We start from the raw sequence: 20,714 nt of genomic DNA on the forward strand, positions 1-20,714 counted from the left end.
GAGTTAACCCGGATATTTTATCACTTCTTTCAGGCTATCTATACCCGGCACAAGGCCGGGCAGAGAAATTAGCTCCGGTGGATACTCAGCCCGGCAAAAGACTGTGTGACAGGCATCATTTCAAGGGTGTTGATATTGACATGAGCCGGTAAAGAAGCCACCCACCATACCGCTTCTGTAACATCTTGCGGAGTCAGCGCCGTGGTATTTTCGTAGGCTTTTTCAGCTTTGGCGTCATCACCTTTGAAACGGACATTAGAGAATTCCGTACCGCCAACCAGACCCGGCTCGATGTCGGTAACGCGAATTGCAGTGCCGTGTAAATCAGTACGTAAATTCAGGCTAAACTGGCGAACAAACGCTTTAGTCGCACCATAGACGTTACCGCCAGCGTATGGCCAACTGCCCGCGGTAGAACCGATATTGATAATATGACCGCGGTTGCGTTCAACCATACCAGGCAGAACGGCACGGGTCATATAAACCAGCCCCTTGTTGTTGGTGTCGATCATATTCTCCCAGTCTTCAATGCTGGCCTTGTGAGCAGGCTCAAGGCCCAGCGCCAGACCTGCGTTGTTGACCAGAACATCAATATTGCGCCATTCTGCGGGTAAGGCGTCCATCATCTCTTCAATCGATGCACGATTACGTACGTCCAGTTGCGCGGTATAGAGGCGGTCACCCAGCTCATCTTTGAGCTCCTGCAGGCGCTCCTGGCGGCGTCCGGTGGCAATAACTTTATGCCCATTCTCAATAAAACGACGCGTAATGCACTCACCAAAACCTGCGGTTGCTCCGGTTACTAAAACGATCATCTCACTGTTCCTCAACGCTTTTTATGTCGTACTACCATAGCACGTCATTTCCGTTCAGAGCTATTCCTGCGTAACGCGATTGCGGTTGATTCCCGGGAAGTCTACTCTGGTAAACAAATCGTTTTCAGGAGTGGAAGATGTCGTTAACGAATCCCTTTTTACACCACAGCACATTGCCGTATCAGGCCCCGCAGTTTGATCAGATAGAGGTGCAGCACTATCGCCCAGCGTTCGATGAAGGCGTGCGGCAAAAACGTGCAGAGATCGAGGCGATTGTGCAAAACCCGCAGGCCCCTGATTTTGCCAATACGTTGCTGGCGCTTGAACAAAGCGGCACGCTGCTCACACGTGTAACCAGCATTTTCTTCGCGATGACGGCGGCACACACCAACGATGAACTACAGCGCCTTGACGAAGAATTTTCCGCGGAACTGGCGAGCCTTGCCAATGATATTTATCTCAATGGCGCGCTTTTTTCGCGCGTTGAAGCGGTCTGGCAACAGCGAGGTTCACTGGGGCTGGATAGCGAATCATCACGCTTGCTGGAGGTCATCCACCAGCGTTTTGTATTAGCCGGCGCGCGTCTGAATGAGGTCGATAAAGCAAACCTTAAAGCGCTCAATACAGAGTCCGCCACGTTGACCAGCCAGTTTAATCAACGGCTGCTGGCGGCGAACAAGTCCGGTGCTCTGGTGGTGGATGATGCACGTTACCTGGACGGACTTAGCGCAGAGGAAATTGCTGTTGCCGCCGAAGCTGCAAAGGAGAAAGGGCTTGAAGCGCGTTGGGTTATCCCGCTATTGAATACGACTCAGCAACCGGCGCTTGCGGCGTTACGCGATCGCCAGACCCGTGAGAATCTGTTCAACCGCGCATGGACGAGAGCAGAAAACAATGACGCTAACGATACTCGGGCGATTATTCAGCGACTGGTCGAGATCCGGATGCAGCAGGCGAAACTACTCGGTTTTGCCAATTACGCTGCATGGAAAATTGCCGATCAGATGGCAAAAACACCGGAGGCGGCACTGAATTTCATGCGGGCGATTGTTCCCGCTGCGCGAGCCAGGGCATTGGATGAACAGGCCGAAATCCAGAATGTTATCAATCACGAACAGGGGCAATTTAACGTCGAGGCCTGGGACTGGGCATTTTATGCCGAGCAGGTTCGTCGTGAGAAATATGCTCTTGATGAGGCGCAGCTCAAACCTTACTTTGCCCTTGATACGGTGCTGAACGAGGGCGTTTTCTGGACAGCTAATCAACTCTTTGGCATAAAATTTATAGAACGGTTCGACATTCCTGTTTATCACCCGGATGTTCGGGTATGGGAAATATTCGATCACGATGGCGTAGGGCTGGCGTTATTTTACGGCGATTTCTTTGCCCGGGAATCGAAAAGCGGTGGTGCCTGGATGGGCAATTTTGTTGAGCAATCGCAACTCAATGAAACCCGGCCGGTTATTTATAACGTGTGTAATTATCAAAAACCGGCAAAGGGTCAGCCTGCATTGTTATTGTGGGATGATGTTATTACGTTATTTCATGAGTTTGGGCACACGTTGCACGGCCTGTTTGCCACTCAGCGTTATGCCACACTTTCAGGAACCAATACTCCGCGGGATTTTGTTGAGTTTCCTTCGCAGATCAACGAACACTGGGCGAGTCATCCGCAGGTCTTTGCTCGTTTTGCTCGTCATGTTGATACCGGGGAGCAAATGCCGCAGGCGTTGCGGGATAAGATGCAGCGGGCCAGCCTGTTTAACAAAGGTTACGACATGACCGAACTGCTCAGTGCCGCATTGCTGGATATGCGTTGGCACAGTCTGGAAAATAGCGCGTTATCTCTTTCGGTTGATCAATTTGAACAGCAGGCGCTGGCAGCAGAAGGTTTGGAACTCAAGGCTGTGCCGCCTCGTTATCGTAGCAGCTATTTTGCCCATATCTTCGGCGGCGGTTATGCCGCAGGTTATTACGCCTATTTGTGGACGCAAATGCTGGCCGATGATGGCTATCAGTGGTTTGTAGAGCAGGGCGGATTAACTCGTGAAAACGGGCAAAAGTTCCGTGAAGCTATTTTGTCCCGCGGTAACAGTACTGATTTAGCTGAACTCTATCACCAGTGGAGCGGGCGCGATCCCCGAATGGAGCCGATGCTGGAACATCGTGGTTTGAGCGCGTAAGGTTTGTTCAGAGGGGGAAAGTCCTCAATTCAGCTTAGCTAAACATAATGACGCCGATAAATTCATCATTGTGCTGAAAAGGGAATTACGCTGTAGGCCGGATAAGCGAAGCGCAATCCGCTGCTTGTAACAGATTGCCGGATGGCGGCGTAAACGCCTTATCCGGCCTACTGCTCACTATCGTTTCGTGCATCCCCAACCGGGTGTAACGCCCGGTTTTTATATTACCTAAGAAATAACCTTGCAATTTAGGTCTCTAACCGGAAAAAGATAGCTATAAAAAGCTTAAAGCATACACATCAGCTTTCTTAGCGGTTTTTATCTATCCGCGAAAATAAAAGGCTCAATGGCCGTGTTCAATTTGAGTCTGGTATGAACTGAGTGATGTACGCTATGCCGCGACCAGTGGCATAGCGCAATGCTATTGTTAATCGCGGCTTATTAATTACTATTAAAAAATTTACATAAATTTTCTTTTTTATCGTTAAGATAATTCCATCAGAAACGCTCGAACAGGGAGAGAGAACGTGATGATGAGAAATACGAAGGAAATAGATACAATTTTGATTGAGTTGAACAAGTCCATTGATGCCCACTACAAATGGCTGGTAAAGATGTTCCGCTGCGTGGTGTCTTCAGATGTAACACAGCCTGATATTATGGGTGAAAACTCGCATTTTGTTTGTCGATTTGGACTGTGGCTTAATAATCAATCGCGGTACAATGAGGATGATTGTAGTTACGTGAGCAAGATAAGTGCCACTCACGAAAAGATGCATTTATTAGGCAAGGAGTTGCTATTGGCTATAGTGGAGAAACGTAGCCATTCATGGCATTTCGACAGTTTCCAGGACGCGCTTCTGGCATTTACCTCATCTGTAATGGACTACAAAATATATTTATTGAGTATCCGCAGTAATATCGATGTATTAACAGGTTTACCTGGCAGAAGAATGCTCGATGAGTCTTTTGATCGGCAGTTGCTCGACGCCGAACCGCTTAATCTCTATATATTGTTGTTGGATATCGATCGTTTTAAATACGTTAACGATACATACGGTCATCTGGTCGGTGACGTGGTATTGCGCGCTCTGGCATCAAATTTATTGTCATGGACGCGATATGATGAGGCGGCGTACCGCTACGGTGGAGAAGAGTTCATTATCATCATCAGAACAAAAACGGACGAGCAGGCATGCCTGGCGGGTTTGCGACTTTGTCGTCTGATTGGTCAGAAAAAAATTCCCTACGCTGATGGAGAGATCGGTATCACGGTGACGGCAGGCATAACCCGGGTTCAACAGGGTGAAACGCTGGATACCGCGCTTGGTCGGGCCGACAGGGCGATGTATCAGGGGAAACAGACTGGCAGGAATCGCTGCATGTTTATGGATGAAAATGAGCGGATCGCGTTGGTGGACACCAATGACGGAACCTCGTATCCCCTCAGTGCGTGAGTTTTTGAAAAACGTTTTGAGGTAGTTGCGTTTCGTTTAACTTTCATTGGGGTTGTCGATGATAGGTTAGCTGACTATCCGTTATCTTCGCAGGGAATTGCCAGATAGCGTATAAAAGCAAAACACAAATCTATCCATGCAAGCATTTACCGCTGGTATATCCGGCGGTTTTTTTTATCTGTAAATCACGATAAAGGTACAGCGAGCGCGATTCAGGTAAAAAAATGGCCCCTTGTGCAGCTACGCAACAAGGGGCCGGGTCGGTGCAGGACTATCTCCGTTCATCAATCATCCCATCTGTGGCTAAAATACGCGGCCAGAAAACCGGAAAATAAAATAATTCCCAGAACAGCCATAAAAATATTCATATTACCCAGCATAGTAAATGCTCCTTTATCTGTGAGTTTCCTCTCTTACCTTAAGTTCACCTCGCTTATGACTATAGTAGCAATTCAATCTTAAACAAAGGCTGAACTGTGTGATTATTTCGACTGAAAAGTAAATTTTTGACATGATCACGTCGAATAAAATAAATAATAGTGACGAGACACATTTATCTGCGCACAAATAACCTTGTTTTTAAACCCTGAGACGCTGTTATGACGGTGTGATGCTGACACAGATTGTTGCACGTTTATAATGCAGAGTTGTCTCATGGTGGTTCATTTTTTCGTGTGATTAATCCTTTTGGCGGGAAAATGTAATACTGATTTTTGTGCGCGGGATGCTAATTTATTGATTTTATATGAGGTTTTAATATCTGGCATCGTTTTTGCCTTATCACTTCTGAATACCCTTAATTTGCACCGTTTTGTCTGCCCGGCTGCACCGGAGCTTTCAGCAAGTCTAATTTCAGGAGTGAAACTATGCAGCGTCGTACATTTTTAAAAGCTTTTGCACTTTCTGCCTCTGTTGTTGCAATGGGCGTGAGTTTTAGCGTTCAGGCAGCCGACACCATCAAGGTTGGCATCATGCATTCGTTATCCGGCACGATGGCCATATCCGAAACGCCGCTAAAAGATGTGGCGTTGATGACCATCGATGAAATAAATGCTCAGGGCGGTGTGTTGGGTAAAAAGCTGGAACCGGTGGTGGTTGACCCGGCCTCGAACTGGCCGTTATTTGCTGAAAAAGCAAGACAACTGCTGAGTCAGGACAAGGTGGCGGCAGTTTTCGGCTGCTGGACATCGGTTTCGCGTAAATCAGTTTTACCGGTATTTGAAGAGTTGAATGGTCTGCTGTTTTACCCGGTGCAATATGAAGGTGAGGAGATGTCGCCTAACGTCTTCTATACCGGCGCAGCCCCCAACCAGCAGGCGATCCCTGCGGTTGAGTATCTGATGAGTGAGGATGGCGGTAGCGCGAAACGCTTCTTCCTGCTGGGCACGGATTATGTTTATCCGCGCACGACCAACAAAATTTTACGCGCCTTTTTGCACTCAAAAGGGGTCGCCGATAAAGACATCGAAGAGGTGTACACCCCATTCGGACATAGCGATTACCAGACCATTGTCTCCAGTATTAAAAAATTCGCCGCAGGGGGAAAAACGGCGGTGGTATCAACCATCAATGGGGATTCTAACGTACCGTTCTATAAAGAGTTAGCGAATCAGGGGCTGAAAGCCACCGATGTGCCGGTGGTGGCTTTTTCCGTGGGTGAGGAGGAGCTACGCGGTATTGATACCAAACCGCTGGTGGGCAACCTTGCTGCCTGGAACTACTTTGAGTCTGTCGATAATGCGGCCAACAAGAAGTTTGTCGCGGATTACCGGGCGTATGCCAAAGCGCACAAATTACCGAATGCTGATTCGGTAGTGACGAACGACCCAATGGAAGCCACATATGTTGGCCTGCACATGTGGGCGCAGGCGGTAGAAAAAGCCGGAACTACCGATGTGGATAAAGTTCGTGCTGCTATGGCGGGGCAATCCTTCGCTGCACCATCAGGTTTTACCCTGACCATGGATGCGACCAACCATCACCTGCATAAACCCGTCATGATTGGCGAGATTGAAGGCAACGGCCAGTTTAACGTGGTGTGGCAAACCGATGAGCCGGTCCGCGCCCAGCCGTGGAGTCCGTACATCGCTGGTAATGATAAAAAATCTGAACAGCCTGTGAAAACCGCCAGCAACTGATCTAACGCCCTCCTGCGGGAGGGTAATGCTTTGGAGAACGCTCATGAAAGCTATGCGCTTGATTCGTGGTGTGTTGTTGCTGATGTGGTTTTTGCCGTGGATAGCCCAGGCCGCAGATGCTGATTCCTTTACCGCCGCCAACCGTGCTCAGCAGGCCGCCTTGCTTGAACAATGGGCGGTGAATCCCGACGTTCAGCGCATCCCGCTGCTCAGCGCGCTGCGAGATGAGAACCTGCTGACCGATAACACGAAAAATGCCTTCATCATGAACGGCTCGCACGTACAGCCGTTAGGAACAGCGACAGCCCCAAACGGCGAGCTAAAAAAAACTCGCCTTACTAACCGCCTGCGTAATTTGGTAGCCGGAGCGTTGGCTGTCCATCAGCTTTTAAGTGACAGTGTCACGGTAAGGGGAGAGGCAGCTCGTACATTACAGCGTGAGGCGCAGCCGGGCATGCTGCCGTTTTTACAACAACGACTGGCTCAGGAGTCAGATGGTGATGTGAAATCCGCACTCGCTATTGCACTGGCAAATCTGCAACTGAGTAGCACCTCGCCGGAGGTCAGGCTTCAGGCAATCGAACTATTAGGGGCGTCAAATGATCCTGAAACTCAGGTGCGCCTGCAGCCATTCACCCGGGCTGAACATGAACCCGATGCCCGAGTGCGTGCTGCCGCTGACGAAAGTCTGAATTCCATCTCGCATCGCATGAAGGTTGGGGATCTTCTAGGGCAGGCTTTCATGGGACTGTCACTGGGTTCTATTTTGCTGCTGGCGGCATTGGGTCTGGCGATAACCTATGGATTGCTCGGCGTCATCAATATGGCGCATGGCGAGATGTTAATGCTCGGGGCGTACTGTACCTGGATGGTGCAACAGTTGATGGGGCAGTTTTTCCCGCACGGGTTAGCCTGGTATCCGGTTATTGCACTTCCGGTCGCCTTTTTGCTGACTGCGGCAGTAGGAATGCTGCTCGAGCGAGGGGTGATACGCCATTTATATGGCCGTCCGCTTGAAACGCTACTGGCGACCTGGGGGATCAGCCTGATGCTCATCCAACTGGTGCGAATGACTTTCGGCGCGCAAAACCTGGAAGTCGCCAATCCGGCATGGCTTTCCGGCGGTATTCAGGTTTATGCCAATCTGATATTGCCATGGAACCGAATAGTGGTGCTTGGCTTTGCCATGCTGGTGCTGTTCTTCACCTGGCTGTTGTTGAATAAAACGCGCCTCGGGCTGCGCGTGCGTGCCGTGACGCAAAATCGCAATATGGCGGCCTGCTGCGGCGTACCCACCGGACGAGTCGATATGCTGGCCTTTGGCCTTGGTTCAGGAATTGCCGGACTGGGAGGCGTGGCGCTCTCGCAACTAGGTAACGTAGGACCGGAGCTGGGGCAAAGCTACATTATCGATTCGTTTTTGGTGGTGGTACTGGGCGGCGTTGGACAGCTTGCCGGGAGCGTGGCTGCGGCATTTGGGCTGGGGATCTTCAATAAAATTCTGGAGCCTCAGGTGGGGGCGGTTCTCGGCAAAATCATGATCCTGGTGCTGATCATTCTGTTTATTCAGAAACGACCTCAGGGACTGTTCGCGCTGAAAGGGAGGGTTATTGACTGATGACGATGCCAATGACAATAACGCTGGCGCGTAAAGCGCCGCGTGCAACACGCGTGCTGGGTCTGGGCTTACTGCTGGCGTTGATTATTCTGCCGTTTCTTGCGCTGTTACCTGCGGAGCATCCGCTGGCCATATCGGTGTGGACGTTGACGCTGGCCGGGAAAATTCTCTGCTATGCCATTGTGGCCGTTGCGCTGGATCTGGTGTGGGGCTATGCCGGAATGCTCTCGCTGGGACACGGTATCTTCTTCGCGCTGGGGGGCTATGCGATGGGAATGTACCTGATGCGTCAGGCTTCCGGCGAAGGATTACCGGCCTTTATGTCATTCCTGTCGTGGAGCGAGCTGCCCTGGTTTTGGTGGGGGACGCAACATTTTCTCTGGGCGATGCTGCTGGTTGTTCTGGTGCCGGGCCTGCTGGCGCTGGTATTTGGTTGGTTTGCCTTCCGTTCAAAAATCAAAGGGGTCTATTTCTCCATCATGACCCAGGCCCTGACTTTCGCCGGAATGCTGCTGTTTTTCCGCAATGAAACCGGCTTTGGTGGAAATAACGGTTTTACCGGTTTTACCACCATTCTGGGGTTTCCGGTGACCGCGACGTCCACCAGGATCGCGCTGTTTCTGGCGACGGTTATGCTGCTGGTGCTGGCAATATGGCTGGGACTTGCGCTGGCCCGCAGTAAGTTTGGTCGTATTCTGACCGCCGTGCGCGACGCCGAGAACCGACTGATGTTCTGTGGTTACGATCCGAAAGGTTTCAAGTTACTGGTGTGGACGCTTTCCGCTGTACTGTGCGGCCTGGCCGGGGCGCTTTATGTCCCGCAGGTAGGGATTATCAACCCCAGCGAAATGTCGCCGACCAACTCGATTGAAGCGGCGATTTGGGTTGCTCTGGGCGGACGTGGAACCCTGATCGGCCCGGTATTTGGCGCAGTACTGGTGAACGGTGCTAAAAGCCTGTTTACCGTCATTATGCCGGAATACTGGCAGCTGTTTCTTGGCCTGATCTTTATTGGCGTTACGCTTTTTTTACCTAGTGGTGTGATTGGCCTGTTTCGCAAAGGAGACAAATAATGCAGCCGGATGAAGGACTTTTTACACGCCAGATGCCGGGCGATCGGTTTCGCGAACAAACGGACCCGGTACTCCAACTGGAAAAAATTAACGTTAATTTCGACGGATTCCAGGCGTTAACGGATCTCTCGCTCAATATTGGCGTCGGGGAACTGCGCTGTATTATTGGCCCCAACGGCGCCGGGAAGACGACGTTAATGGATGTCATAACCGGTAAAACCAGACCGCAAAGTGGTCGTGCGATATACGACCAGTCGACCGATTTAACAACGCTGGATCCCATCGCCATCGCGCGTCAGGGGATTGGACGGAAATTTCAGAAGCCCACGGTATTTGAAGCATTAACGGTGGAGGAGAACCTGGAGCTGGCGCTGAAAAATGATAAATCTGTCTGGGGTTCTCTACGGGCACGACTCTCAGGCGAACAACGGGATCATATTGATGAAGTACTGGCGCTGTTGCGGCTGGGTAATGAGCGGACCCGCCGCGCCGGACTGCTTTCGCATGGGCAAAAACAGTTTCTCGAAATTGGCATGCTGCTGGTGCAGGAGCCGCATTTACTGCTACTGGATGAACCCGCGGCGGGGATGACGGATGCGGAAACGGAATACACGGCGGAGCTGTTTCGCCAGCTTGCCGGTAAGCACTCTCTGATGGTTGTTGAGCACGATATGGGATTTGTTGAAACCATTGCCGATCGCGTCACAGTATTACATCAGGGACGTGTCCTCGCTCAGGGGAGCCTTCGCGATGTGCAGGCCAACGAGCAGGTTATTGAAGTCTATCTCGGGCGTTAAGGAGTTCATATGCTGCAGGTGAAAGAACTAAATCAATATTATGGTGGCAGCCATATTCTGCGCGGGGTGAGCTTTGAAGCGCGTATCGGCGAGGTGACATGCCTGCTGGGGCGTAACGGCGTGGGGAAAACAACACTACTAAAGTGTCTGATGGGGATTATTCCGGCCCGTAGCGGAAGCGTGCTCTGGCAGGATAAAAATGTCACTCACTGGAAGCCGCATCAGCGGGTCAGGGCCGGTGTGGCGTATGTCCCACAGGGGCGTGATATTTTTCCGCGTTTGACGGTAGAAGAGAATCTGCTGCTCGGTCTTTCCCGTTTTTCAGCACCGGAGGCCCGGCATGTGCCAGATGATATTTACGCGCTCTTTCCGGTTTTACAGGAGATGAAGCATCGGCGAGGCGGAGATTTGTCCGGCGGGCAACAGCAGCAACTGGCGATTGGGCGAGCGCTGGCAAGTCGCCCACAGCTGTTGATCCTCGATGAGCCCACCGAAGGGATTCAGCCTTCGGTAATTAAAGAGATTAGTCAGGTTATTTCTCAACTGGCGCACCGGGGTGATATGGCCATTTTGCTGGTGGAGCAGTTCTATGATTTTGTGCAGCAGCTAGCCGACAAATACCTGCTGATGTCGCGGGGCAGCATTATTCAACGCGGCGACGGTAAAAATATGGAGGCTGAGGGCGTACGGGGACTGGTTGCAATCTGAGGTATGCGACAGAGCGGTTTCGGCTCTGTCGCTATACTCATCAGCAGACTGCCGTCTGCCCCCAGGGCTTGGCGCGCATGCCTTTTATCATGAGCGCCCAGGCAAGAACGATCGCCACTATCAGCGCGACAAACAGCGACCATGGCGGCAATGTGGTTAAAATGACGCCGCTGACTAATGGGTTAACCGCTGCGCCAAGCCAGCCCAACGACTGGGCGGAAAAATAGCTGGCTTTCATGCCTGCTGGCGCGATGTTGTCGATAAGCATATATTCGCCCGGCGCGTAAATGACTTCGCCGATAGTGAAAAAGGCAGCAGAAATTCCCCATAACAACAGACTGTTGCCGGAAAAGGCGAAACCGATCAGGCCAACGACAAAGAAGACTGTACCCATTGTCATTAACGGGCGGATATTCGTGGCGGTGAGCCTGCGGCCAAGTGCGTATTGCAGTGATACTACGATGGCGGCGTTCACGGGCAGGACCACCGCCACGACTTTCTCGGCAAAATCGCCATCGGCGACCACCATAACGTATTGCGAAATACAGGACGCAAAAGCACCGCCAACAAACGATGCCAGAAAGGCCGATAACGTAAACCAGAATAATGCCCGGTCGCGCAGGAGTACCGAAGGGGACCACACCGCGGCGTTTAAACCTTCTGATGGTGCTGTTGAATGTTTTACCCAGGTCTGGATAAACACCAGTGGCAATGCTGAACAGGCGGCAGCCAGCCAGAATGGCAGGTTAATGCTTTGCATCACCAGCAGCGTGCCCAGCGGTGGACCAACGGTCCAGCCAATATTCAGCACGGTATAGTTAAGCGAGAAAATTTTAGTCTTGTTGGTAGCAGACAGATTATCGGCAAACCAGGCCTTCAGCACCGTGGCGAAGACGGAGTAGGCACAGTTGATCAGAGCAAAGAGCAAAACCACGACCACCACGTTATGCACCAGTGGGATCGCAATAAAGCCGGACGCAAAGCCACAAATTGCCAGCAGCATAAAGCGTTTTTTTTCAAATTTATCGGCCAGGATGCCGAATCCAAGACTGAAAACGACGCCAATAGTCAGTGCTACTGTCATTGCATAACCGATCAGATCGACACCCAGGCCATACTGACGACTGAGGTAAATCGTCATGAATGGCAGAGTGGCGCCACGGCCAATTGTTAATAACAAAGATGACGCGAGTAACGCGAGAGTGGACCTTCTCAGAGAGATATTCATTTTCCTGCCCGACAATGCATGTTGTTATGTTTTTTTTAGATATAAGAAACAAATAGCATGCTAAAACTGTGATGTACACTCAATAAGTTGTCCGAAAATGCCTTGCGTGGCCTACCTGAAATAATGATCTGTTACGGCACAACGATTTCCGTTACCTTAACTTGTTTACAAAAATTTAATATTTGCAGGGGCGGTGGTATGTCGCGTAAAGACGGGTTATTAGCGTTACTGGTCGTTGTGGTTTGGGGACTGAACTTTGTGGTCATCAAAGTGGGGCTGCATAATATGCCCCCCTTAATGCTGGCAGGGCTGCGTTTTTTACTGGTGGCGTTCCCGGCAATACTCTTTGTTGCCAGGCCGAAAATCCCACTTTCGCTGTTGCTCGGCTATGGGCTGACCATCAGTTTTGGGCAGTTTGCGTTTCTCTTTAGCGCTATCAAATTCGGTATGCCTGCCGGGTTAGCTTCTCTGGTATTACAGGCTCAGGCGTTTTTCACCATCATTCTGGGGGCATTCGCCTTTGGCGAACGTCTGCAGGGTAAACAGCTGGTAGGCATTGCGCTGGCGGTATTTGGCGTGCTGGTGCTGATTGAGTCCAGTCTGAACGGGCAGCATGTTGGCATGCTCGGTTTTATGCTGACGCTGGCGGCGGCGCTAAGCTGGGCCTGCGGCAATATCTTTAACAAAAAAATCATGCAGCATACCTCGCGCCCAGCCGTTATGTCGTTGGTGGTATGGAGCGCGTTAATCCCTATTGCTCCGTTCTTCCTTGCTTCATTAATTCTCGATGGTCCAGCGCAAATTACCCAAAGTCTGGTGGCGATAGATATGACCACCATTCTGTCACTGGTTTATCTGGCGTTTGTGGCGACCATCGTGGGTTATGGTATCTGGGGTTCGTTACTCGGACGCTATGAGACCTGGCGTGTAGCGCCGCTGTCGCTGTTGGTGCCGGTCGTTGGACTGGCGAGTGCGGTTGTGCTGCTGGATGAAACGCTGACCGGATTGCAACTGCTCGGTGCGCTACTGATCATGGCTGGGTTGTATATCAATGTGTTTGGCTTTCGGTTGCGTAAGGTTGCGTCGGTGAGGGGCTAAAAAAAGCCCCGCAGTGGCGGGGCAATATAATTACAGGTTGCGCATATTGTAATAAGGCACACCTAATTCGTCGGACTTGTCGCTGCCTGCACCCATATGATTAAAATCGAACGGGGACTGATCGTGCGCAGGGGGCATAATCATCGCGTCGCGACTGTTTTGGGTGGCAGGTTGCGCGGTCTGTTCCGCCATGCTCTGGCCCGAAACAACAAACAGCAGGGCCAGCATTGCATAAGACAGAAGTTTCATGATTTCCTCGGTTACGTCGTTAACTGGCGTTTAGCAATTACATTGATTAAGTGGGAGCAAATAGCGTGATTCGCCGTGCATATTCGTCATACGGTATTTATGCGGCGGAACATCAAAATAGTTTTTGAATGTCCGGGTCAGCGTCTGCTGAGACTCAAAACCGTAACGCTCTGCCAGATAAAGAATAGGCTCGTTACTTTCTTTTAGTTTTTGCGCTATTTCAGTCATTTTACGGCTGCGAATGTATTGACCCAGTGAATGACCGGTTTCTTTTTTAAACATCCGTTGCAGGTGCCATTTGGAGTAACCTGAACGCTCTGACACTTTTTCCAGTGAGAGCGGCGATTCAAGGTTATTTTCGATCCAGTCCAAAATGCTATGAATAGTGATTGTGTCAGTATTGCGTCTGGACATCGTCATACCTCTTTCTGGTTACGGCAGGATTCTCTTAAGCAAGTGCTCAAGTGTGGCTACTTCATCCGCCGTTAAGTTTTTTGTTAGTTCCTGGTGCAGGTCTTGCCCTACTAATTGATGACACTGCTCGCAAATTGCTGCGCCATGCTCGGTGAGTTTCACCAGCACGCCACGCTTATCATGTGGATTCGGAAGCCTTTCTATCCAGCCTTTACAGGCCAGTCTGTCCAGCATCCGCGTCAGGGCGCCAAGGTCGACAGACAGCACTTTTTTCAATTCGACAGGGGTGATGCACACCGCGCAACGGATGGAGCAGAGCACCTTGAACTGCGATGCCGTGATATCCAGCGGTGACAAATAGTCGTTTAACAAACGATCTTTTTTCTGATTAACCATATAGATCAAACGACCCAGTGGGATGATTTCGTTAAACAGATCACTGGTGTTTTTCACAATGGTTGCCCTGGCAAGTAGTTAGTCACGGCTGATATTATTGCTTAGGCAAATATAAGTCAAACGAATGAATCCGCAAATGCCACGTTTTGCTAAATCATCAGACTCAATACCTGGAATGTGGAAATTTAACGATCTGATAATTATGGTTTATACGTGCGGATGAAAAATGAATCCTTACATCGCGAAAATGGCTTATCTTCTGGATTTCACCGTATACTTGCCGTTGACGATTAACGCACAGGAAAGATGACATTATGATGGACTTGTTTAAAGCAATAGGGCTGGGGCTGGTAGTCCTGTTACCGTTGGCAAACCCGTTAACCACCGTGGCGTTGTTCCTTGGCCTCGCGGGCAACATGAACAGCGCAGAGCGTAACCGTCAGTCACTCATGGCATCTGTTTACGTGTTTGCCATCATGATGGTGGCGTACTATGCCGGGCAACTGGTGATGAATACCTTCGGGATTTCGATTCCCGGACTCCGTATTGCGGGTGGGTTAATCGTTGCGTTTATCGGCTTTCGGATGCTGTTTCCGCAGCAGAAGGCACATGATTCTCCGGAAGCGAGAAGCAAGTCAGAAGAGCTGGAAGACGAGCCGACTGCCAATATCGCCTTTGTACCGCTGGCTATGCCAAGCACTGCCGGTCCGGGGACGATTGCGATGATCATCAGTTCCGCGTCAACCGTGCGCCATGGCTCCGAATTTCCGGACTGGGTGATCATGATCGCGCCGCCGATTATTTTTGCGGTTGTCGGGATTATCCTGTGGGGCTGTTTGCGCAGTTCCGGGGGGATCATGCGCCTGGTCGGCAAAGGTGGTATCGAAGCGATTTCTCGTCTGATGGGCTTCCTGCTGGTGTGTATGGGCGTGCAGTTTATTATTAACGGCGTGTTGGAAATTATTAAAACCTACGCTTAGAACACTGTGCCTGGTAATCGGTAATGTCTACCGGGCACATTTTTTACGAATGCTGAGGCTGTTCTTCCAGCGATACCGGCCATTTACGAAAGATAATCACCGACCATATCAACGCCACCACGGCAGGCACTGCGCCGACGTAACCAATCGTAGACATTGACCAGTGCAAACTCACCTGATTGCCTACCAGCGCGCCAGCGCCAATACCGATATTAAAGATGCCTGAGAACAGTGCCATTGCGACGTCAGTCGCATCAGGAGCAAGCGCCAGCACTTTCACCTGCATACCCAGACCTATCAGCATGATGGCGACGCCCCAGAAAATACTCAGGATAGCAAGGTGCATTTCGCTGTCAGCAGCGGGAAGTAACAACACCAGGCATACCGTCAACAGGGCAATGGCACTGCTAATCAGTACGGAAGCATGCAGATTCCCCAGCTTACCGAAAATGACGCTACCGACAATTCCCGCGCCACCCAGAACCAGCAACAGCACGGTAGCAAAGTTTGCGCTCAGACCCGCGACGGTCTGCACAAACGGCTCGATATAGCTGTAGGCCGTGTAATGTGCGGTGACCACAATCACCGTCAGTAGATACAGACTCATCAATGCCGGACGATGGAATAACACCGGCAGGCTTTTTAAAGAGCCGGAGTGCTCACTGGGTAGTTTGGGCAGGAGCTTAATCAGGCAAAGCAGGGTAACTAACGCCCCCATGCCGATGGCGAAGAAGGTGGTGCGCCAGCCAAAATACTGACCGACAATGCGCCCGATGGGCAGACCCAATACCATAGCCAGCGCGGTGCCGGTGGCAATCAGGCTGAGAGCCTGTGCTCGTTTACCGGCAGGAGCCAGGCGGATCGCCAGCGATGCGGTGATCGACCAGAAAATAGCGTGCGCAAAGGCAATACCAATACGGCTAATTACCAGCACGGTAAAATTCCATGCCAGGAAAGAGAGAACATGACTGGCGATAAACACAACAAACAGACAGATCAGCAGTTTTCGGCGCTCCACCTGACTGGTAAGTAACATAAAAGGGAGCGACATCAGGGCGACAACCCAGGCGTAGATCGTCAGCATGATCCCGACCTGAGCAGTCTGCATATTAAAGCTTTGTGCGATGTCGGACAGCAAGCCGACAGGGACAAACTCTGTGGTATTGAAAATAAAACCGGCAATGGCAAGCGTAACTACCCGTAGCCACGCGACCTTGCGGGAAACAGTGTCTGTTGTCATATCAAATAAGAGGATTAGCTGCGAAAAGGTAAGGCCACGATCTTAAAACGTTTGCTGGCGAAAATACAATCATTTTGTGATGCGGATCTCATTTCATTGGCAGGGCGCCACAATTTGCTGCCGAACATTCCTCGTATTTTTAAGTATTTCAATAATAATGAAATTCCGGGCGTATGACTTCACCCGGATTTACAGGTATTCATGTTCTTTGAGGAGCGCCAGTTACTCCGGGCTCTGTGATAACTGAGGGTTCAACACCTCAATAAACGCTTCCAGCTGACGTGTCATTGCACCTCTGCGCCAGACCAGCCATGTATTCAGCCAGCGCCAGTTCTCGCTTAGCGGCCAGGCGTTGACCTGATGATGCCCTGGCATGCTCTCCAGCATCGAACGCGGGATCAGTGCGATACCCGCGCCGGCAATGACGCAGGCCAGCATGCCGTGATATGACTCCATTTCATGAATGGTGCCGGGCATGGCGCGATCGGCATGAAACCAGCTTTCAAAATGGCGGCGATAGGAACAGTTGGCGCGAAAGGCGTAAATACTGCAACCGTTGACGTCACTGGCCCGCTTAATGGGGGGATGACCGTTAGGCGTGACAATCATCATCTCTTCACGGTAGACCGGCATTCCTTCAAGTCCCGGATGGGTAATTGGACCATCGACAAAGGCAGCGTTCAATGTACCGTCGAGCACGCCGTCAAGCATTGTGCCTGAAGGACCTGTCGCCAGCGCGAACTGAATTTTGGGGTAACGCTGGTTATATTCAGCCAGCGTGGCGGGGATGCGAACTGCTGCTGTACTTTCAAGCGAGCCGAGAGAGAAGAGTCCTTGCGGCTCATCCCCGGCGACGACCATCCTGGCTTCCTCAACCAGTGCCAGGATCCGCTGGCTGTAGCGCAAAAAGTTGTGCCCGGATGGGGAAAGCCGCAGGCGCTGGTTTTCACGAATAAATAGATCAACACCCAGGTCGGCTTCAAGCTGACGTATACGGGTGGTGAGATTGGATGGCACGCGATGCACCTTCGCGGCGGCCTGCGTAATACTGCCAGTCTCCGCGACGGCATTGAACATTTCCAACTGCGTCAGATCCATAATATTCTCTATTCGTGAATGGTATGGTTAATATTATTCATTTTTCAGAAATAGTAAATATGCTCATGATATAACCATACCCTGCGATAAAGAGAGGCACTTATGACTATCACAGCAGCAACACATGCGATTTCCTTTGACCCTGCCAGCGGTGAAAGGCTGACGGCGACGCCGTGGGCAAGCGCGGAAGAGATTGATCATGCGCTGAACCTTGCCGCGAATGGCTATAACGAATGGAAACATACTTCCGTTGAGCACCGTGCGCAAACGCTGCGCCAGATCGGGCAAGCTCTGCGCCATCGTGCGGAAGAGATGGCGGAGTGTATCTCACGTGAAATGGGTAAACCCATTAAGCAGGCGCGTGCTGAAGTCGCCAAGTCAGCTGCATTGTGTGACTGGTACGCCGAGCATGGACCGGCGATGCTCAATCCGGAACCCACGCTGGTGGAGAATAACCAGGCGGTGATTGAGTATCGTCCGGTAGGAACCATTCTGGCGATCATGCCGTGGAACTTCCCGCTCTGGCAGGTAATGCGAGGTGCCGTCCCGATTCTGTTGGCCGGAAATGGCTATCTGTTAAAGCATGCGCCTAACGTAACCGGCTGTGCTGCAATTATTGCGCAGGTTTTCGCTGATGCTGGTGTACCCGCGGGGGTTTACGGTTGGGTGAATGCCGATAACGCCGGGGTCAGTCAAATGATCAATGACCCGCGTATCGCGGCGATAACGGTAACGGGAAGCGTACGTGCCGGTGCGGCGATTGGCGCCCAGGCGGGTGCCGCGCTGAAAAAATGTGTGCTTGAACTGGGCGGCTCCGATCCGTTTATTGTCCTCAATGATGCTGACCTCGATCTGGCCGTTAAGGCGGCGGTCGCTGGGCGTTATCAGAACACAGGGCAGGTTTGTGCGGCAGCCAAGCGCTTTATTATCGAAGAAGGGATTGCGGCAGAATTTACTTCACGCTTTGTGGCCGCTGCGAGTGCGCTCAAAATGGGCGATCCGCTAAACGAAGAAAACGATCTGGGGCCGATGGCGCGATTTGATCTGCGTGACGAACTGCACCAGCAGGTAGAAGCCACCCTTGCCGAAGGGGCACGGTTACTGCTCGGCGGGGAAAAAATTGCGGGTCAGGGCAATTACTATGCCGTGACGGTACTGGGCGATGTCACTCCAGAGATGACGGCGTTCCGCCAGGAGCTGTTTGGTCCGGTTGCGGCAATTACCGTGGCGAAGAATGCGGAACATGCGTTAGCGCTGGCGAATGACAGTGATTTCGGCTTATCCGCCACGGTGTTTACTGCGGATGAAGCGCTGGCGCAGAAGATGGCGTCACGCCTGGAGTGTGGTGGCGTATTTATCAATGGTTACAGCGCCAGTGATGCCCGCGTTGCGTTTGGTGGTGTGAAGAAAAGTGGCTTTGGCCGCGAACTTTCGCACTTTGGTCTGCATGAGTTTTGTAACGTGCAGACCGTCTGGAAAAACCGCCTTTGATGGTGTGGGTGCCTCCGCTGGGGGCACCTGTCTTATTTCTGCAATTTTTCTGTCATTTACTCTCCGTACACTCGCGACTAACGCTTTGATACAGAAGAGTAATATGAACATAACGCAAATTTCCCATCGTCTAATACCCCGTCAGTTCGGTCTGTTAACGGGCATTTTTTGCATTATTGCGCTGTTCTCTGTTTTGCAGGTCGTGTCCTCCTTGATGCTCTCGGCCTCAGTCAGTGACGCACAGCAGAATGAAGGGCGTAATCAACTCGCGCTTTTGCAGCAGGCAAAGGTTGATGAAGCGCGGGTGGCGTTATTATCTGCCAGCGATTTACTTAACCGTGCGGGGATTTATTTTATGCAGGATGCCGCCACCGGATCGGACGGGAGTTGGCGTCCGTTAATGGAAGAGGCGTATCGGGCGCTGGCGCAGTCAAAAATTGCATGGGATGCCTGGCGGGATATGAAGCCGCAGTCGGATCCGGATCTAACAGAGAGCTATCAGCGTTTTTATAGCGGTATTAAGGAGCAGGCGGACGGGCTGATGCAGTCAGGTTCCATTGATGCGTTTTTTGCCGTACCCGTGCAGGCCTTTCAGACAGACTTTAACGGTAATTACGCGCGCTTTCAGCAGGGCAGTGGGCGACATGCGGAAGTTGGGCGTCAGCAGCTGTTGACCAGTCTTGAGCGTTTACAGAATCTATTTTTGTTTATTCCTCTGGTACTGGTGGTTATCGCCTTTCTGGTCTGGCGTAGTATGTTCCGTTGGGTGATTATGCCGCTGCGACGGCTGATCGATCATATCGATATTTTAGCGGCGGGTGATCTTTCCCGGCCAGCCCCGCAGGTGAGTCAGTTTAATCGGGAAGTGACGCAATTAAGTTCGCGTATTGCTGCAATGCAGCAGGGGCTCTGCGCGCTGGTACGGCAGGTGAATGATGCCACCACCGCAATGGTAGGAAATATCAACGAACTTGCGCAGAACAATAAACAGCTATACCAGCAGTCGGCAAAACAAAGTGAAGAGTTGAGCACTGTGACATCGCATATTTCGGTTCTGGAAATGCATGTTGAGGATAACAGTGGCTTTGCTGAACTGGCGAATCAACGCGCAGTGCAGGCGCGTGATATTGCGGCAGGTGGAGACCGAATGATGGCGACGGTAAATGCGTCAATGCAGGCGATTGTGACTCGCTCGTCTGAAATGCGAGGGATTACAACGCTTATCGACAACATTGCATTTCAGACAAATATCCTGGCTCTCAACGCCGCAATCGAGGCAGCACATGCCGGGGAGCAAGGGCGCGGGTTTGCCGTGGTTGCGAAAGAAGTTGGGCTGCTGGCGCGAAAAAGCGGTCAGTCTACGCAAAACATTCAGACACTGATTAAACACTCGTTACAGGGCATTGAAGAGGGCTTTCACGCGGTTAATGGACTGGATAAGAATTTGCAGCAGGTTATCGCACTGGTGGAAAACCTCGGCGCGTTACTGAACGACATTTCGACTGCAACGTTAAATCAGGGGAACAGTATTCACCAGTTAACCCGTCAGCTCCATGTCCTGAACGGCGAAGCCCGACAAACCAGTGATCTGGTGAATGCTGCATCTGATTCTTCCTTACAGCTTCACCATGAATCTAACCAGCTTATGCAGGCCGTGGCCAGATTCCGCCTTCCGGCCTGACGTTGCGTATTCAGCTCTGTTATACTCGCAGGCCTTTCATACCTGCGAGC

Annotated in this window: 19 protein-coding genes; 11 read left to right on the forward strand and 8 right to left on the reverse strand. The window is 51.3% G+C overall.

Annotation, left to right across the window (positions count from 1 at the left end; genetic code table 11):
• Positions 1 to 68: 68 nt before the first annotated feature.
• Entirely contained in the window at positions 69 to 815 is a 747-nt protein-coding gene (gene ydfG / locus OGX94_RS06325) for a bifunctional NADP-dependent 3-hydroxy acid dehydrogenase/3-hydroxypropionate dehydrogenase YdfG (protein ID WP_003832919.1), read from the reverse strand.
• Positions 816 to 952: 137 nt separating this feature from the next.
• Between ydfG and dcp the strand changes: the two genes are divergently transcribed.
• Both dcp and OGX94_RS06335 read left to right on the forward strand, forming a co-directional pair.
• Positions 953 to 2,998 carry a peptidyl-dipeptidase Dcp gene (gene dcp / locus OGX94_RS06330; RefSeq protein WP_197384993.1) on the forward strand — a complete coding sequence of 682 codons (2,046 nt, stop codon included), beginning with the start codon at positions 953 to 955 and terminating at the stop codon, positions 2,996 to 2,998.
• A gap of 530 nt (positions 2,999 to 3,528) precedes the next feature.
• Entirely contained in the window at positions 3,529 to 4,455 is a 927-nt protein-coding gene (locus tag OGX94_RS06335) for a diguanylate cyclase (protein ID WP_003832923.1), read from the forward strand.
• A 284-nt stretch (positions 4,456 to 4,739) separates the two neighbouring features.
• Here the strand turns inward: OGX94_RS06335 and mgtS are convergent, their stop codons facing one another.
• Positions 4,740 to 4,835 (reverse strand): protein MgtS, encoded by a 96-nt coding sequence (mgtS, locus tag OGX94_RS06340; protein ID WP_003032406.1) that lies wholly within the window; start codon positions 4,833 to 4,835, stop codon positions 4,740 to 4,742.
• A 486-nt stretch (positions 4,836 to 5,321) separates the two neighbouring features.
• Between mgtS and urtA the strand changes: the two genes are divergently transcribed.
• Genes urtA through urtE form a run of 5 tightly spaced genes read left to right on the forward strand, consistent with a single transcriptional unit; the run spans position 5,322 to position 10,789 of the window.
• A complete protein-coding gene (urtA, locus tag OGX94_RS06345; protein WP_148361994.1) occupies positions 5,322 to 6,593 on the forward strand; it encodes an urea ABC transporter substrate-binding protein in 1,272 nt (423 codons plus the stop codon).
• A 43-nt stretch (positions 6,594 to 6,636) separates the two neighbouring features.
• Entirely contained in the window at positions 6,637 to 8,211 is a 1,575-nt protein-coding gene (urtB, locus tag OGX94_RS06350) for an urea ABC transporter permease subunit UrtB (RefSeq protein ID WP_191221498.1), read from the forward strand.
• Complete coding sequence (urtC, locus tag OGX94_RS06355) at positions 8,211 to 9,284, forward strand: urea ABC transporter permease subunit UrtC (protein ID WP_003832929.1); 1,074 nt, start codon at positions 8,211 to 8,213, stop codon at positions 9,282 to 9,284. The genes urtB and urtC overlap by 1 nt, the downstream gene beginning before the upstream one ends.
• Positions 9,284 to 10,081, forward strand: coding sequence for an urea ABC transporter ATP-binding protein UrtD (gene urtD, locus OGX94_RS06360; protein WP_063941582.1), 798 nt, complete (start codon positions 9,284 to 9,286; stop codon positions 10,079 to 10,081). Before urtC ends, urtD begins: the two co-directional genes overlap by 1 nt.
• A gap of 9 nt (positions 10,082 to 10,090) precedes the next feature.
• Positions 10,091 to 10,789, forward strand: a complete 699-nt coding sequence (gene urtE / locus OGX94_RS06365; RefSeq protein ID WP_200920434.1) for an urea ABC transporter ATP-binding subunit UrtE — start codon at positions 10,091 to 10,093, stop codon at positions 10,787 to 10,789.
• Between the two features lie 40 nt (positions 10,790 to 10,829).
• Here urtE and ydeE read toward each other — a convergent pair whose 3' ends face one another.
• Entirely contained in the window at positions 10,830 to 12,017 is a 1,188-nt protein-coding gene (gene ydeE / locus OGX94_RS06370) for an efflux MFS transporter YdeE (protein ID WP_286568921.1), read from the reverse strand.
• Between the two features lie 198 nt (positions 12,018 to 12,215).
• Between ydeE and eamA the strand changes: the two genes are divergently transcribed.
• A complete protein-coding gene (eamA, locus tag OGX94_RS06375) occupies positions 12,216 to 13,115 on the forward strand; it encodes an O-acetylserine/cysteine exporter (protein WP_003832933.1) in 900 nt (299 codons plus the stop codon).
• Positions 13,116 to 13,145: 30 nt separating this feature from the next.
• On the opposite strand, the gene marB is transcribed toward eamA, so the two are convergent.
• The 3 genes from marB to marR are packed head-to-tail and all read right to left on the reverse strand — an operon-like array spanning position 13,146 to position 14,231.
• Complete coding sequence (marB, locus tag OGX94_RS06380; protein ID WP_003832934.1) at positions 13,146 to 13,364, reverse strand: multiple antibiotic resistance protein MarB; 219 nt, start codon at positions 13,362 to 13,364, stop codon at positions 13,146 to 13,148.
• A 30-nt stretch (positions 13,365 to 13,394) separates the two neighbouring features.
• On the reverse strand, positions 13,395 to 13,778 hold the full coding sequence (marA, locus tag OGX94_RS06385; protein ID WP_003032424.1) for an MDR efflux pump AcrAB transcriptional activator MarA: 384 nt from the start codon (positions 13,776 to 13,778) through the stop codon (positions 13,395 to 13,397).
• 18 nt (positions 13,779 to 13,796) lie between these two features.
• A complete protein-coding gene (gene marR / locus OGX94_RS06390; protein ID WP_003832935.1) occupies positions 13,797 to 14,231 on the reverse strand; it encodes a multiple antibiotic resistance transcriptional regulator MarR in 435 nt (144 codons plus the stop codon).
• 257 nt (positions 14,232 to 14,488) lie between these two features.
• Here marR and OGX94_RS06395 point away from each other — a divergent pair, with 257 nt between their 5' ends.
• Positions 14,489 to 15,154, forward strand: a complete 666-nt coding sequence (locus OGX94_RS06395; RefSeq protein WP_063941584.1) for a MarC family NAAT transporter — start codon at positions 14,489 to 14,491, stop codon at positions 15,152 to 15,154.
• Positions 15,155 to 15,197: 43 nt separating this feature from the next.
• On the opposite strand, the gene OGX94_RS06400 is transcribed toward OGX94_RS06395, so the two are convergent.
• On the reverse strand, positions 15,198 to 16,394 hold the full coding sequence (locus tag OGX94_RS06400) for a sugar transporter (RefSeq protein ID WP_126957167.1): 1,197 nt from the start codon (positions 16,392 to 16,394) through the stop codon (positions 15,198 to 15,200).
• A gap of 222 nt (positions 16,395 to 16,616) precedes the next feature.
• Entirely contained in the window at positions 16,617 to 17,492 is an 876-nt protein-coding gene (gene ptrR, locus OGX94_RS06405; protein ID WP_003832938.1) for a putrescine utilization regulator PtrR, read from the reverse strand.
• Between the two features lie 102 nt (positions 17,493 to 17,594).
• Here ptrR and sad point away from each other — a divergent pair, with 102 nt between their 5' ends.
• Both sad and OGX94_RS06415 read left to right on the forward strand, forming a co-directional pair.
• Positions 17,595 to 18,983 (forward strand): succinate-semialdehyde dehydrogenase, encoded by a 1,389-nt coding sequence (gene sad / locus OGX94_RS06410; protein WP_126957169.1) that lies wholly within the window; start codon positions 17,595 to 17,597, stop codon positions 18,981 to 18,983.
• A gap of 103 nt (positions 18,984 to 19,086) precedes the next feature.
• Positions 19,087 to 20,664 (forward strand): methyl-accepting chemotaxis protein, encoded by a 1,578-nt coding sequence (locus tag OGX94_RS06415; RefSeq protein WP_257661724.1) that lies wholly within the window; start codon positions 19,087 to 19,089, stop codon positions 20,662 to 20,664.
• Positions 20,665 to 20,714: the final 50 nt, after the last annotated feature.

The organism is Citrobacter sp. Cpo037 (assembly GCF_030332945.1).
GTDB lineage: Bacteria > Pseudomonadota > Gammaproteobacteria > Enterobacterales > Enterobacteriaceae > Citrobacter > Citrobacter portucalensis.

What these genes read in the sequence shown, in the direction of transcription:
- marB (WP_003832934.1), bottom strand. Translation starts at nt 13,364, where the DNA reads ATGAAACTTCTGTCTTATGCAATGCTGGCCCTGCTGTTTGTTGTTTCG.
- ptrR (WP_003832938.1), bottom strand. Translation starts at nt 17,492, where the DNA reads ATGGATCTGACGCAGTTGGAAATGTTCAATGCCGTCGCGGAGACTGGC.
- urtB (WP_191221498.1), top strand. Translation starts at nt 6,637, where the DNA reads ATGAAAGCTATGCGCTTGATTCGTGGTGTGTTGTTGCTGATGTGGTTT.
- sad (WP_126957169.1), top strand. Translation starts at nt 17,595, where the DNA reads ATGACTATCACAGCAGCAACACATGCGATTTCCTTTGACCCTGCCAGC.
- OGX94_RS06395 (WP_063941584.1), top strand. Translation starts at nt 14,489, where the DNA reads ATGATGGACTTGTTTAAAGCAATAGGGCTGGGGCTGGTAGTCCTGTTA.
- urtA (WP_148361994.1), top strand. Translation starts at nt 5,322, where the DNA reads ATGCAGCGTCGTACATTTTTAAAAGCTTTTGCACTTTCTGCCTCTGTT.
- marA (WP_003032424.1), bottom strand. Translation starts at nt 13,778, where the DNA reads ATGTCCAGACGCAATACTGACACAATCACTATTCATAGCATTTTGGAC.
- urtD (WP_063941582.1), top strand. Translation starts at nt 9,284, where the DNA reads ATGCAGCCGGATGAAGGACTTTTTACACGCCAGATGCCGGGCGATCGG.
- ydfG (WP_003832919.1), bottom strand. Translation starts at nt 815, where the DNA reads ATGATCGTTTTAGTAACCGGAGCAACCGCAGGTTTTGGTGAGTGCATT.
- OGX94_RS06335 (WP_003832923.1), top strand. Translation starts at nt 3,529, where the DNA reads ATGATGAGAAATACGAAGGAAATAGATACAATTTTGATTGAGTTGAAC.
- urtE (WP_200920434.1), top strand. Translation starts at nt 10,091, where the DNA reads ATGCTGCAGGTGAAAGAACTAAATCAATATTATGGTGGCAGCCATATT.
- OGX94_RS06400 (WP_126957167.1), bottom strand. Translation starts at nt 16,394, where the DNA reads ATGACAACAGACACTGTTTCCCGCAAGGTCGCGTGGCTACGGGTAGTT.
- urtC (WP_003832929.1), top strand. Translation starts at nt 8,211, where the DNA reads ATGACGATGCCAATGACAATAACGCTGGCGCGTAAAGCGCCGCGTGCA.
- mgtS (WP_003032406.1), bottom strand. Translation starts at nt 4,835, where the DNA reads ATGCTGGGTAATATGAATATTTTTATGGCTGTTCTGGGAATTATTTTA.
- OGX94_RS06415 (WP_257661724.1), top strand. Translation starts at nt 19,087, where the DNA reads ATGAACATAACGCAAATTTCCCATCGTCTAATACCCCGTCAGTTCGGT.
- dcp (WP_197384993.1), top strand. Translation starts at nt 953, where the DNA reads ATGTCGTTAACGAATCCCTTTTTACACCACAGCACATTGCCGTATCAG.
- eamA (WP_003832933.1), top strand. Translation starts at nt 12,216, where the DNA reads ATGTCGCGTAAAGACGGGTTATTAGCGTTACTGGTCGTTGTGGTTTGG.
- ydeE (WP_286568921.1), bottom strand. Translation starts at nt 12,017, where the DNA reads ATGAATATCTCTCTGAGAAGGTCCACTCTCGCGTTACTCGCGTCATCT.